The 14586-nt window shown below is 47.8% G+C and carries 12 protein-coding genes; all 12 read right to left on the reverse strand.

From position 1 onward, the window contains the following. Window positions 1-659: 659 nt before the first annotated feature. The 12 genes from ACZMB2_RS06180 to nusA all read right to left on the reverse strand — a co-directional run bounded on the left by ACZMB2_RS06180 (window position 660) and on the right by nusA (window position 14570). Complete coding sequence (locus ACZMB2_RS06180) at window positions 660-1712, reverse strand: C40 family peptidase (RefSeq protein WP_487596003.1); 1053 nt, start codon at window positions 1710-1712, stop codon at window positions 660-662. A gap of 82 nt (window positions 1713-1794) precedes the next feature. After that, on the reverse strand, window positions 1795-2058 hold the full coding sequence (locus ACZMB2_RS06185) for a metal-sensing transcriptional repressor (RefSeq protein WP_487596004.1): 264 nt from the start codon (window positions 2056-2058) through the stop codon (window positions 1795-1797). A 4-nt stretch (window positions 2059-2062) separates the two neighbouring features. Continuing rightward, window positions 2063-4624, reverse strand: coding sequence for a heavy metal translocating P-type ATPase (locus ACZMB2_RS06190; protein ID WP_487596005.1), 2562 nt, complete (start codon window positions 4622-4624; stop codon window positions 2063-2065). Between the two features lie 365 nt (window positions 4625-4989). Beyond that, entirely contained in the window at window positions 4990-6648 is a 1659-nt protein-coding gene (locus tag ACZMB2_RS06195) for a Na/Pi cotransporter family protein (RefSeq protein WP_487596006.1), read from the reverse strand. A 95-nt stretch (window positions 6649-6743) separates the two neighbouring features. Continuing rightward, window positions 6744-7685, reverse strand: coding sequence for a bifunctional riboflavin kinase/FAD synthetase (locus tag ACZMB2_RS06200; protein WP_487596007.1), 942 nt, complete (start codon window positions 7683-7685; stop codon window positions 6744-6746). Between the two features lie 11 nt (window positions 7686-7696). Next, on the reverse strand, window positions 7697-8629 hold the full coding sequence (gene truB, locus ACZMB2_RS06205; RefSeq protein ID WP_487596008.1) for a tRNA pseudouridine(55) synthase TruB: 933 nt from the start codon (window positions 8627-8629) through the stop codon (window positions 7697-7699). After that, complete coding sequence (locus ACZMB2_RS06210) at window positions 8629-9588, reverse strand: DHH family phosphoesterase (protein ID WP_487596009.1); 960 nt, start codon at window positions 9586-9588, stop codon at window positions 8629-8631. The genes truB and ACZMB2_RS06210 overlap by 1 nt, the downstream gene beginning before the upstream one ends. Before the next feature lie 2 nt (window positions 9589-9590). After that, on the reverse strand, window positions 9591-9974 hold the full coding sequence (gene rbfA, locus ACZMB2_RS06215) for a 30S ribosome-binding factor RbfA (protein ID WP_487596010.1): 384 nt from the start codon (window positions 9972-9974) through the stop codon (window positions 9591-9593). 1 nt (window position 9975) lies between these two features. Continuing rightward, window positions 9976-12822, reverse strand: coding sequence for a translation initiation factor IF-2 (gene infB, locus ACZMB2_RS06220; protein ID WP_487596011.1), 2847 nt, complete (start codon window positions 12820-12822; stop codon window positions 9976-9978). Window positions 12823-12838: 16 nt separating this feature from the next. Continuing rightward, the gene (locus tag ACZMB2_RS06225) at window positions 12839-13147 is read right to left on the reverse strand and encodes a L7Ae/L30e/S12e/Gadd45 family ribosomal protein (RefSeq protein ID WP_487596012.1); all 309 of its coding nucleotides are present in this window, start codon (window positions 13145-13147) and stop codon (window positions 12839-12841) included. After that, on the reverse strand, window positions 13134-13388 hold the full coding sequence (gene rnpM, locus ACZMB2_RS06230; protein ID WP_487596099.1) for an RNase P modulator RnpM: 255 nt from the start codon (window positions 13386-13388) through the stop codon (window positions 13134-13136). The genes ACZMB2_RS06225 and rnpM overlap by 14 nt, the downstream gene beginning before the upstream one ends. Before the next feature lie 30 nt (window positions 13389-13418). Continuing rightward, window positions 13419-14570: a transcription termination factor NusA gene (gene nusA, locus ACZMB2_RS06235; RefSeq protein WP_487596013.1), complete on the reverse strand. Its 1152-nt coding sequence runs from the start codon at window positions 14568-14570 to the stop codon at window positions 13419-13421. Window positions 14571-14586 lie beyond the last annotated feature (16 nt).

The raw sequence follows: 14586 nt of genomic DNA on the forward strand, positions 1-14586 counted from the left end.
ATAAGTTAAAGCTGTTCGTTTAAAAATTTTCAAAAAGAATTTTCGAAGATCTTTAAAGCACTATTTAATTATCAAGGTTCATTGTTTATCTCGTTGCCTCAGCAGAAACTCTGATATGTTATCACATTCACATTTGTTTGTCAACAACTTTTTTAACTTTTTTCAAGTTTAGTTTATTATTTTCAAACTCTCAGTTCATGTGTACCAGCCGTTCTCACAGCCAGCTCAGATATATTACCAAACTATATGACAATTGTCAACAGCTTTTTCACACTTTTTTGCAAAACTTTTTACAAGCCCTAAAAACAAATTGGGCATATATCCGCAAGCTTTCCCCTGACACCCAACAATTCTTTCATTCATGGGTGTCAGAAAGCTTCTGACTTCTCCTCTGCCCATTCACTGCTTTTTCTCCGGAAAATTTATGATGAAGTCATGCTTTTTCGGAAGATTTCGGGTGTTTTCATCTGTAGTTTTTCTATATGCCCAACCTATCATATTTTTGCGCAGTTATGCGCCAAAAGCTTCCGGCAAATTGCCATGCAACACAGAAATCACCGACTTTTACGCGGGAAACGTCCGCAGTTCCGGTGTCATTTCTATATAGAAGAAGCCCGGAAAACAGATTTCTCCATTTTCCGGGCCTGTAACATTTCTTATTAATCTTTGATTACTCTCACTGCTTTTACAGGGCTTCTGTAATATACATTAGATACGGTAATGCCGACTCTCGGGTTGCTGGCATGTACCACCTGCCCGCCGCCTGCGTAGATGGCTACGTGGTTGATACCGGAACGGTTTCCGTAGAAGATCAGGTCTCCCGGTTTCAGATCAGAAAGGCTGATCTTGGTTCCGCAGTTGGCCTGTGCACGGGAAGAGTGCGGCAGGCTGATTCCATAATTGCGGAATACGGAAAGAACAAATCCGGAACAGTCAGCACCTTTGGTCAGGCTGGTTCCGCCCCATACATAGGGATTTCCTATATACTGCTTTGCAAAGTTGGTCAGTGCCACTCGCACATCCGATACACCGGAGCCATACATCAGCTCGGAAATACTCAGTGCCTCTTCCAGCTTAGCGCCTACATTGACATAATCTTTGTAAAGATAACCTTCGTCACCATCCAGGTCGATCTTTACCCACTCGTCCAGCTCATCCAGAACATCAAAGCTCTGGTCGCTTCCTACAATATCCAGAACCTCGCTCTCGGTACTCGGCTCAGTTCTTACTTTCAGACCTTCCGTATTTACATCTGCCACTTTCTTTAACAGGGAAGATGCCTTGTTCAGTGCGTCGCTTCCGGTCAGTACGTAGTCAGATTTGATATAACCTTCAACTTTTCCGGATTTCACATGAATCCATTCTCCATCCTCATCCAGAATATCGCAGCCTGCGTTATTTCCGATCTTTCCTACGATCTTTCCATCGGTAGAAGCACTCTCACGGATATTTACTTTGCCTTCATTAACATTTACAATTCCCAGATTGGAATAGCCATCCAGATGAAATGCATTGAGCACTGCCTGATTGACTGCGCTTTCCACTGCTTCAGAACTCTCTGCCTGCGCCAGTTCACCGGAAATACCGACCTGAGTACTGATGCCCAGAGCGCCGGATGCCTCTGCATTCATTGGAACAGCCGCAATTGTCATGATACCTGCCAGCACAACGCCGACACTTTTTGTAATGGTTTTATTCAAAATTTTTAACATATAAACTCCCGTAAATATTACAAAATTGTTACATTTCGAATACAATCTTATAACATTTACGGGAGTTTGTCAATGCCCCGTTTTATTTGGTGATTTTATCAACTACATTCATGAGCTCGTCAATCTTCTCATCACCGGCACCTTCAAGGATGGCTGCCTTCACACAGCCCTTCATATGTGCCCGGATGATCTCGTTATTGACTTTCCGCAAAATAGCATCGGTTGCAGTTACCTGCGCGGAAATATCCATGCAGTAACGATCCTCTTCCACCATACGGAGAATGCCGTCGATCTGGCCTCTGGCAGTTTTCAACAGCCGTTCTATCTTTTTGTGATCTGCCTGCATATGTTTACTCCTGAGTGATTCCGGTTACTTCATAACCTGCATCCTCTACGGTCTTTCTCAGAAGTTCGTCAGACACCTCCCCGGTCAGTGTCACGTAAGCTGCTTTGTCTTCCAGGCTTACCTGTGCTTCCACGCCATTAAGACCGTTCAGCGCTTTGTCTACTCTTCCTGTGCAGTGTCCGCACATCATGCCCTCAATACTGATTTTCTTTTTCATTTCTTTCTTCTCCTTTTTTTCTGGTACCGATTCTGCTGCCGCAATGTGCAGTTCTTCCGGCTCTATCTCCTGCTTTCCTTTTCTATAGGAAGGCTTGAAACCTTTCAAACGAAGTGCATTGGTAACTACAAATACAGAGCTGAAACTCATGGCCGCACTTCCGAACATGGGACTTAACTGCCAGCCAAGCCACTGATAGAAGACACCTGCTGCCAGCGGAATACCGATGGCATTATAACAGAATGCCCAGAACAGATTCTCCTTAATATTTTTAATCACTGCACGGCTTAACTGAATAGCAGATACCGCATCCAGAAGATCACTCTTCATCAATACAATGTCTGCGGATTCAATGGCTACATCGGTTCCTGCTCCGATGGCAATCCCCACATCAGCTCTTGCCAGTGCCGGTGCGTCATTGATACCATCGCCTACCATGGCAACTTTGTGGCCCTCTGCCTGCAGCCTTCTGACTTCTTTTTCCTTATCCTGCGGAAGCACTTCTGCTACCACACGCTCAATGCCAAGCTCTCTCTGAATGGCTTTTGCCGTTTTCTCATGGTCACCGGTCAGCATCACAACGGAAAGTCCCATCTTCTGCATCTCCCGGATGGCCTGGGCACTGGTCTTCTTCACCGTATCGGCAACCGCCAACAGACCTAAGATCTTCTTCTCTGCTGCAATATAGAGAACGGTACGTCCCCGGTCTGCCAGTTCTTCCGCTTTTACTTCCAGTCCTTCTGTTGCAATATTCTGTGCCTGCATCATACGAAGGTTGCCGGCCAGTACGGTCTTTCCTTCTACGGTTCCCAGAACTCCCTGTCCTTCTACAGCCTTAAAATCTGCCGCTTTCGCCAAAGAAATCTGTTCTTTTTCCGCTTTTTCCACAATTGCCTCTGCCAGAGGATGCTCAGAAGCCTGCTCCAGAGAAGCGGCCAGCTTCAGAAGTTCTTTTGCATTTCCACCCTCTGCCAGTACCACATCCGTCACTTCCGGATGACCTGCCGTGATGGTTCCGGTCTTATCAAGTACTACTGTATCTACCAGATGTGCGGTCTCCAGACTCTCGCCGGATTTGATGAGGATGCCCTGCTCGGCTCCTCTTCCGGTTCCTACCATGATGGCTGTCGGTGTTGCCAGTCCCAGTGCACATGGACAGGAAATAACAAGTACGGCAATACCGGATGCCAGTGCAAAGCTGAAACTCTGTCCCAGAAGCAGCCATACAACAATGGTAATCAGGGCAATGGTAATAACTACCGGTACAAATACACCGCTGACTCTATCTGCCAGCTTGGCAATGGGGGCTTTGGACCCGCCTGCCTCTTCTACCAGACGAATAATCTGGGAAAGAGTAGTATCCTCACCGATGCGGTCTGCTTTCATCTGGAAATAACCTGCACGGTTCACGGTCGCGCCAGTCACCCGGTCGCCTTTCTTCTTCTCCACCGGAATGCTCTCACCAGTGATGGCAGATTCGTCCACGGTTCCGGTTCCCTCTGTGAGGATGCCATCTACCGGAATACTCTGTCCAGGTTTTACAATAACAGTCTCACCGACCTGTACCTGCTCTACCGGAATCTCCACTTCCTGTCCATCCCGTAAGACCAGTGCTGTCTTTGGTGCCAGACCGATGAGTTTGGTAATGGCATCGGAAGTGTGGCTCTTGGAACGGCTTTCCATATATTTTCCAATGGTAACCAGCGTCAGGATCATGGCTGCCGCTTCAAAATACAGATTCATGCCTGCCATATGAGCCATATCCATATCACCGCGGCCCAGGGCATAACCCATGACAAACAACCGGCTCACACTATAACCTGCAGCTGCCGTGGATCCCATAGCTACCAGTGTATCCATATTCGGAGCGCCGTGGAACAGGGAACGGAAACCATTTTCATAATATTTCCGGTTCAGATACATCACCGGCAGTGTCAGGAACAGCTGGGTCAACGCCATGATCATCATGTTCTCATGTCCCAGCAGAATTCCCGGGAGGGGCCATCCTAACATATGTCCCATGGAAATATACATGAGAACCGCCAGAAAGCCAATAGAAAGTCCCAGACGGGTCTTCATCTTCCGCGCTTCCTCCTCGGCCTTCTTCTGCACCGCATTGGGTTCTTCTGCCTTTTCCTCTCCTTTTACAGAAGCACCGTATCCACCTTCTTCCACTGCATGAATGATCGTCTGATCATTCGTCGCAGCTTCATCATAGTCTACCACCATGGAGTTCTGCAGTAAATTTACCTGTACACTGTTCACTCCCGGCACTTTACTCACCGCTTTTTCCACATGAGCGCTGCACGCACTGCAGCTCATGCCAGTCACATTATATTTCTGTTTCATCCGTGATGTCATCCTTTCTCTTGTCTCATACACCCCCCTGGGGTGTCCTGTTGATTTTGTTATATCACGGAAGGTCAGAACTGTCAACCCGGTTTCAAATATATGATAAAAATATTCAGGTTGTATATGTTGAAAGCAACCAGCAGGAGGAAATGATAGCCTGTGAAAGGAACGTCCGCAGTCCCGGTACTTCATGAGAACGAGCAAGCAGCGACGTTCGAATGTTAGTACCGCTGGATCGAGGACTTAGCGCGAGCGGTTCCGCTCACAGCCTGTCATTTTCGACTGTCTGGTTGTTTTGCAAAACACCATCAAAAAACACCTGCAGGTTTTAACCCGCAGGTGTCGTGAAAATCTTTATGCAATTATTTCTTGGTTCCGTCAGATTCTTCTTCATCCTCCGGCGGGGTCTCCAGCATGGAGTATGCAATATTGGTTGCGTGGTCAGCCACACGCTCGAAGCCGGAAATGGTATCGGAAAATACCATACCTGCTGCTGCGGAGCATTCATTTTTCGTCAGACGCTCGATATGATGTTTCTGAAGTTCGCGCTCCATCTCATCAATGCTGTCCTCCAGAGTCATGATATCATGAAGATGCTCTCTGGTATTGTTGGCAAACATGTCCATGGCATATTTGAGAATGGTGTTCACTCTGGAACCCATCTCTCTTAACTCTTCCAGCGCCGTATCACTGAAAGCAATCTGCTCTTTGATACGGGTCTGGGCGGAATCAGCCAGGTTCTCTGCATGGTCACCAATACGTTCAATATCATTGACTACATGGAACAGGGCACCGATACTCTTACTGTCGTCGATAGGAAGAGTCATCTGACTGATCTTTACCAGATAATTGGTGATCGCATGGTTCATGAAGTTAATCTGTTTCTCTACTTCATAGATCTTATTGATCTCATCCTCATTTAATGTAATTAATGCATCCAGACCACGATTCAGGTTCTCATAAGCAAGTTTACCCATATGCTCCAGTTCTCTGACAGCCTCGATGACTGCGGTAGTCGGAGAAAATACGGTTTTCTTTCCTATATAGAGAAGCTCGCACTCCACATCGGCATTCTCGTCTTCTCCCGGTACTGCCAGATAAGTCAGTTTTACAATTCCTTTTGTAAATGGAAGCAGCATGATAACCTGACTGATCTTGAATAACGTATGGGCATTTGCTACACATCTTCCCGGTTCCGGTCCGGAGATGGTCTGTAAGAGATGCAGCACCAGATCACCTGCAAATGTCAGGATCAGGAAAATAATAATAGTTCCGATGATATTAAAGAACAGGTGAATCAACGCTGCTCTCTTTGCATTTTTATTTCCATTCAGAGACGCCAGCAGTGCGGACATACAGGCACCGATATTACATCCCAGAATGATATAGAAGCAGATCGGAAGCTCCATCAGACCCTGCTGTGCCATCAGAAGAAGGATACTGACGGTTACAGAAGAACTCTGAATAATGGCCGTGATGACCGTACCAAGGAGCACTCCCAGGAACGGATTGGTCAGGCTGCTTAAGAACTCTGCCACCAGCGGAGAATCCTTCATATTGGACATGCTGCCGGACATAATGTCCAGTCCCATGAACAGAACTCCGAATCCAAGGATGACTTCACCAATCTTCTTAATCCGGTCATTCTTCACAAACTGCGTCATCAGCACTCCTACAAAGAGGATGACCGGCGCATAAGCTGATAAATTAAAGGATACCAGCTGTGACGTGACCGTTGTACCGATATTTGCTCCAAAAATAACACCGGCTGCCTGATACAGGTTCATCATGCCGGCATTTACGAAACTGACGACCATAACTGTCGTCGCACTGGATGACTGGATCACCGCGCAGAACAGAATTCCGACCAGTGTTCCCATAACCCGGTTGGAAGTTACCGCTTCCAGAATATTACGCATTCTGGCTCCGGCCGCCTTCTCCATACCATCTCCCATCTGATGCATACCCAGAAGGAAGAGGCCGAGCCCGCCCATCAGTGTCACAATTACACTCAACTCCATTTTTTCTCTACCTCATTCGTCCATTTTATGACAAAACAAAAGCGTATGTTGTTTAACATACGCTTTACTAATACTTTACATGAATTTCATAAAACTTACAAGGGGTTCTTTTGTTTTATTTTGCTTTTTCCCCAGTTTACATCAGATAAAATCCTGCTTTTCAACATTTCCAGGGATCCAAACTTCTGTTCCGGGCGCTCAAACTCCAGAAATTCCACCCGAAGCTTTCTTCCATAGAGGTCTCCGTTGTAATCAAAAAGGTATGTCTCTACCCCTTTCTGCTCCGTGGCCCCTACCGTTGGCTTGTACCCGATATTGGTGATTCCGTAATACTCCCACTCTTCTCCATCCATGGGAATGGTTCTGGTAAGATAGACCCCATTGGGCGGAAGCAGTTTCACCTGGGGTGGAAGAAGATTCGTCGTCGGAAGCCCCAGGGTCCGGCCGATCTGCCGGCCATGAAGCACTTCTCCTGTCACATAATAAGGATATCCCAGCAGTTCATTGGCCAATGGAATATTTCCCTCATGCAGCGCCTCCCTTATATAGGTGCTGCTGATATCCCGGCCATGGCTCTGTGCTTTTTCCACCACTTCCACTTGAAACCCATACCTGTCTCCCAGTTTCAGCAGAAGTTCATAATCCCCTCTTCGCTGATAACCAAAATGGAAATCCGTCCCTACTGCAATAAAGGCGGCTTTTAACTGCTCTACCAGAATCTTTTCCACAAAACGTTCCGGTTCCATATGGGCAAGTTCCGGTACAAAGGGGCATTCCACCAGGCAGTCGATGCCTTCCTCCTCCAACATAGCACGGCGTTCTTCATTTGTAATAATATTCTGGGCGGATAATCCCGACAGCACCCTTGTCGGATTCTGCGTAAAGGTAAAAATCACCGATGCAAGTCCGTTTTTCTTCTGCTTTTGCACCTCATCCAGAAGTTTCCGGTGTCCGCGATGGAGCCCGTCAAATTTTCCCAGACTGACTGCAGAAGGTCTGTCCATGGTATATCCAATTTCACCTGTCACATACTTCATACTGTTTCTTTTCACTTCTCGTAAAACATTTTTTCCGGACGGAACTGCTCTCTTTTGCTGTCATAAGCATAGACTCCAATAAATACTCCCTCCGGGTCATATACACGGAACCATTTTCCACCGTCCAGAGAGATTTCCAATGACTTATCCACCGTCAGGCCATGTTCTGTCAACGCCTGTGTGGAGGAAAAGGGATTTCCGTTATATCCAAGCTTTGCCGCCTCTTTCGTAAGCTTCAGTGCCGGACAGTCAGAAAATACCTGATCGACAGGCATTACAATCTCAGGAACCCGGTTCTCATCCCGGTAGGTTTCCACCTGTGCCAGCGTCAGACTGTCTTTCAGGTGGAACTGTCCTACTCTGGTTCTCAGAAGGCTTTCCATACAGCCATGGCACTTAAGTTTCTCTCCGATATCATGACACAAAGTTCTGATATAGGTTCCCTTAGAACAGGACACGGTCATCCTTACTCTCGGAAGATAAATCTCCTCAATCTGAATCTCGTAGATCTCCACCGGGCGGGCTTTCCGCTCCACCTCTTTTCCGGCTCTCGCCAGATCGCAGAGTTTCTGTCCGTTCACCTTCAGTGCGGAATACATGGGCGGAACCTGGTCATAAGGCCCCACAAAGCTCATAATTGCCTCCCGGACTTTCTCTTCTGAAACATCCACCAGTGCCTCCTGCAATACGGTTCCTGATACATCCTGGGTGTCCGTGGACTGTCCCAGCAGCAGCACCGCCTCATAAACCTTGCTATGGTCCGTCAGCATATCGCAGAGTCTGGTTCCTTTTCCCAGACACACAGGAAGGACGCCCTCCGCATCCGGATCCAGCGTCCCTGTATGTCCGATTTTTTTCTGTTTTAAAATACCACGCAGCTTTGCCACCACATCATGGGATGTAAAGCCGCGTTCCTTGTAAATATTAATAACTCCGTTAATCACTAATCTTCCTGCCCTTCAAGCTGCCGCTCGATGTGTAAGGTTAAATTATTTACAATATCGTGGAAGGTTCCCTTCATGGTCACTCCTGCAGCCCGGATGTGTCCGCCACCGCCAAAATAAGAAGCCACTTTACTGACATCCACAATCTTTTCAGAGCGGAGGGATACTTTATATTCCATATAATCAATTTCATAGAGGAAAATTGCTACCTCTACCCCCTCCGTCTGCTTCATCTGACTGACAATGCCATCCAGATCTGTGGTGGTTACTCCAAAGAAATCCATATCCTTCTGCCGCATGACGCTGACAATGCATTTGCCATCTAATAGACGCATACTCTCCAGCAGTGCTTTTCCAAGTACCTGGTTCTGCCGATATGTTTTCTTATAGAAAGTTTCCTCTAAAATATCCGTATACGGAATCTGCTTCTCCATCAGAGCGGCAGCCAGCCGCATGGTATCCGGTGAAGTGCAGCTGTACTGGAACACTCCTGTGTCATGGGCAATTCCCATGTACAGGGCAGACGCTGCGTCCCTGGAAATTTTTTCCATATCCAGCATTCTGCAGATTACTTCGCAGGCGGAGCTTGCGTCTCCGTCAATGATATTCGTCAGGGCATAGCCTTTGTTGCTCACATGATGGTCAATACAAAGGGTTTTTCCGGCTTTTTCAAAAGCCGGCTGTGCTTTTCCCAGGCGATCCAGTGCCGCACAGTCCACGGCGATAAACAGGTCATATTCCCGCTCCTCCCCGTCCGGCTCACGAAGCTCTGAAAATCCTTTGATCATGGAAAACTTCTCATCCGGCTTTTCCAGCCACATATCCGCTTCCACCTGTGGATAGTTATCATTGATATAAGTCCATAATCCGATGCAGGCGCCAACGCTGTCACCATCCGGCCGAATATGACCGGCAATGGCCACTGTAGTAACGCCTTCCAGTTCTTTCTGCAGCTGCATACTTATTCCCCGTCTTTCTCTTCACTCGCTCCGTCTTTACGTACCACATCATCAATGATTTTGGACATATTCACTCCATACTCAATGGACTGATCCAGCACGAACGTGATCTCCGGAGTATTCCGAAGATTCAGTTCCTTTGCCAGCTGACGGCGCACATAACCTACTGCACTCTTTAATCCTGCCATGGTATTTACCTGTGCCTCTTCATTTCCAAGAACACTGATAAATGCCTTGCAGGTCTTCAGATCCGGTGCCACTGATACGGATACAACCGATGTCAGCGGACTGATACGCGGATCCTTAATCTCACCCCGGATGATCTCGGAGAGAACTTTCTGTACCTCTCCATTGATCCTGGTATTTTTAATACTGTTTTTTCTCATTCTATCTCGGCACCTCTACCATTGTATAGGCTTCAACCACATCCAGTTCCTGGATATCATTGAATTTATCAAATACAAGACCGCACTCGAAACCGGCCTTTACTTCTTTTACATCATCTTTGAAACGCTTCAGGGAAGCCAGCTCTCCTTCATAGATCTGTTTGCCCTCACGGGTAATACGAACCTTGCAGCCACGCTGGAACATACCGTCAAGCACATAAGAACCTGCGATATTGCCGACGCCGGATGCCTTGAAGATCTGACGGATCTCCGCGTGTCCGATGACTTTCTCCTCGAAGATCGGATCCAGCATACCCTTCATGGCACGCTCCACATCTGCGATCGCATCGTAAATGACTCTGTAGAGACGAACGTCTACCTTCTCACGCTCTGCGGTATCTTTTGCAGCCGGATCAATTCTGGTATTAAAGCCAATGATGATCGCGCTGGATGCACTTGCCAGAATAACGTCGGATTCGTTGATAGCACCAACGGCTCCATGGATGCATTTTACTACGACTTCCTCGTTGGAAAGTTTCAGCAGGGACTGTTTTACAGCCTCTACACTTCCGGCAACGTCTGCTTTGATGATCAGATTCAACTCTTTTAAGTTACCTGTCTGGATCTGGGAATACAGATCATCCAGAGACATCTTAAGCTTGGTGTCCTCCAGCATCTTCTCACGACTCTCTTTGATGAAGGTCTCTGCGAAAGTTCTTGCCTCTTTATCACTCTCCGGAGATACGAAGATTTCGCCTGCCATCGGTACGTCATTAAGACCAAGAATCTCTACCGGCGTGGACGGGCCTGCTTCCTTGACTCTGCGTCCTTTATCATCCATCATGGCACGTACTTTACCATAGGAAGCGCCTGCCGCAATGAAATCACCTACATGCAGGGTACCTTTCTGTACCAGAACGGTAGCAACCGGTCCCTTTCCTTTGTCAAGCTCTGCCTCAATAACAAGACCTCTCGCCTGACGTTTCGGGTTTGCTTTCAATTCCAGAACATCTGCAGTCAGAAGTACCATTTCCAGAAGATCCTCAATACCTTCTCTGGATTTTGCAGATACCGGAACACAGATAGTGCTTCCGCCCCAATCCTCGGAGATAAGACCATATTCGGTCAGCTCCTGTTTTACACGATCAACGTTTGCACCCGGTTTATCGATCTTGTTGATGGCAACGATCACTTCTACGCCAGCTGCCTTTGCATGATTAATTGCCTCTACTGTCTGCGGTTTTACACCATCATCTGCAGCAACTACCAGAATGGCGATATCAGTGGAGTTTGCTCCACGCATACGCATGGCGGTAAATGCCTCATGTCCCGGAGTATCCAAAAATGTGATCTTACGATCTTTGATGGTTACGGTGTAAGCACCGATATGCTGGGTAATACCACCTGCCTCGCGATCTGTTACGTTGGTATGGCGAATCGCATCCAGAAGGGAAGTTTTACCATGGTCTACGTGACCCATAACACATACAACCGGCGGTCTCTGTACAAGGGTATCCTCCGGATCTTCCACATCCTCCAGAAGTTTTCCGATAACATCCTCTTTTACTTCCGGTTCCGGATCAAAATTGTATTCCAGTGCAATCTCACCTGCTGCTTCGAAATCCAGCTCAGAATTCACGGTCAGCATCTTGCCTTCCAGGAACAGCTTCTTAATGATTGCAGACGGCTGAATCTTCATACGTTCTGCCAGATCAGAAATGCTGATCATCTCAGGAAGCGGAAGCTTCTTCGGTTCCGTGCTCTCTTTCTTCTGTTCAACAGGCTGCGGAGCCGGTTTGATGAAACGGCCCGGACGATTTTTCAGCTTACTGATATCCTCATCCTTATACTGTTTCTCCTGTTTCTGATGGTTACGGTTATCGTAACGTCTGTTTTCCGGCTTGGTCTCTACCGGCGTATCAAATGCTTTGTTCATCTGACGTCCGATTCCGCCGCGTCCGTTCTGGCCGCCACGTCCGTCACGTCCGCCTCCCTGGCCTCCACGGTTAAATCCTCCGCCCTGCGGTCTATCTCCTCCGCGGTTGTATCCACCGCCCTGCGGTCTGTCTCCTCCACGGTTGTATCCACCGCCCTGCGGTCTGTCCCCACGGTTATATCCCTGGCGATCTCCCTGCGGTCTGTCCCCACGGTTATATCCCTGGCGGTCTCCCTGCGGTCTGTCTCCACGGTTATATCCCTGGCGGTCTCCCTGCGGTCTGTCTCCGCGGTTATATCCCTGGCGGTCTCCCTGCGGTCTGTCTCCGCGGTTATATCCCTGGCGGTCTCCCTGCGGTCTGTCCCCACGGTTATATCCCTGGCGGTCTCCCTGCGGTCTGTCTCCGCGGTTATATCCCTGGCGGTCTCCCTGCGGTCTTCCTGCAGGACGTCCCTCCATTCTGTTTTCTGTTCTTGTTTCAGCTGCCTTCGGAGTTGCTGCCGGTTTGGCTTCTGCTTTTACTTCAGGTTTTGCCGCCGATTTTGCTTCTGCCTTCGGAGCTGCTGCCGGTTTCTGTACCGGTTTCTGTACCGGTTTGGCTGCCTGTGTCTTCGGCTGTGCCGGTCTTCTCTCCGGACTCTTTCTATCACGGCTGTTCTCCGGATTGTGTACTACAATAAATTTCTTTTTTTTCGGTTTTGCATCTTCAGAAGCCTTGGGAGTATCCCCGGTCTTCGGAGTTTCCTGCTTTGCCTGACCTGCCTGTGCGCGGACCATGTCTGCCTGATTATCTTCCAATGTTGCCATATGTGTTGTCACCTCAATATTTTTCTCTGCCAGTAAGGACATCACTTCCTTACTTGTTTTGTTCAGTTCCTTCGCGAGCTCATACACTCGAATTTTATTTGCCATATTACTGCCTCCACACCTACTCCTGTTCCAGATGGCTGATGGCCGCTTTCGCCAGACCTTCGTCCTCCACGGCTGTCACGATCCGGAATTCTTTTCCGCATGCGCGTCCCAGTTCTTCTCCTGTTCCAAAGAAATACAGGGGGGTCTTCCGGTACTCACACATATTACGGAATTTCTTTTTCGTATTTTCAGAGGCTTCCTCTGACACAACTACCAGTCTTGCTTTTCTTTGTTTCAGGGATTTTTCCACGGAAAATTCCCCGCTTACCGTCTTTCCAGCTCTCGTTGCAAGACCTAAGTAGGTCAGCACCTTATTCTTCTGCAAGTCCTTCCATCTCCTTCTCAAGATGCTCGTAGACTTCCTTTGGGATCGTCGTCTTCAAAGACCGCTCCAGTCCGTGGGACTTTACGGCTTTCCGAAAACACTCCGGATTTTTGCACAGATAGGCTCCCCGTCCGTTCTTTCTGCCGGTCGTATCCAGAACGATCTCATTCTCTGTCGTCCGCAGAACGCGCATCATCTCTTTTTTGCTTTTCATTTCCTGACATCCGATACACTGCCGCATCGGGACTTTCCTGACTGTACTCAAATCTTTTTACTCCTCTGCTTCAGTTGCTTCTGCGCTGTCCTCAGACTCTTCGTATGCAGCCTCATCCTGGCTGTCGTCCTCATCCTCGTCCTCATCATAGAAGCCTTCATAGAAACCTTCGATGGCATTTGCCTGGCTCTCGCTCTTGATATCGATCTTGAATCCGGTCAGTCTTGCTGCCAGACGTGCGTTCTGTCCTTCTTTACCAATGGCCAGAGACAGCTGATAATCCGGTACGACTACCTTGGCAGTCTTCTCTTCCGGATCTGCCAGTACAACGACTACTTTTGCCGGGCTTAATGCATTCTCAATAAGCAGTGCCGGGTTCTCATTCCAGTTAATGATATCAATCTTCTCGCCTCTTAACTCGTTGACGATGGAATTGACTCTGGCACCGTTCATACCAACGCATGCTCCTACCGGATCTACATTCGGATCGTTGGACCATACGGCGATCTTGGTTCTGGAACCTGCCTCACGGGCAATGCTCTTGATCTCAACAATACCGTCTCTTACCTCAGTAACCTCAGACTCAAAGAGGCGTTTTACCAGCTCCGGATGGGTTCTGGATACGAGGATTCTCGGTCCTTTGTTATTTTTCACTTCCAGAATATATACTTTGATACGTTCGGTTGGGGTATATACTTCACCCTTTACCATCTCATTTTCATTCAGAATGGCATCGACTTTGCCCAGGTTAACACTGACATTTTTGCCAATATAACGCTGTACCACACCGGTTACTACATCTTTTTCTTTTGCATAGTACTGATCAAACAGCACATTACGTTCTTCCTCACGGATCTTCTGCAGAATGACATTTCTTGCATTCTGTGTGGTGATACGTCCGAATTCTTTGGATTTTACTTCCTCGCTGACGGTATCGCCCAGCTCATATTTGCTGTTTTTCAGTTTTGCATCTGCAAGGCTGATCTCTGTTACATCGTTCTCAACCTGCTCTACAACGATCTTATCTACATATACATGGAAATCATAAGTCTCTCTGTCGATCTCCACACGGAAATTATCCGTATCCTTACCAAAATGTCCTTTGCAGGCTGTAATCAAAGAATTCTCAATGGCTTCCAGCATGACTTCCTTGCTGATATCCTTCTCCTTTTCCAGAGTCTCCAACGCCATCTTTAATTCACTGTTCATTTTTTGTACTTTCCTC

It is taken from the genome of Hominiventricola sp. (assembly GCF_057604405.1).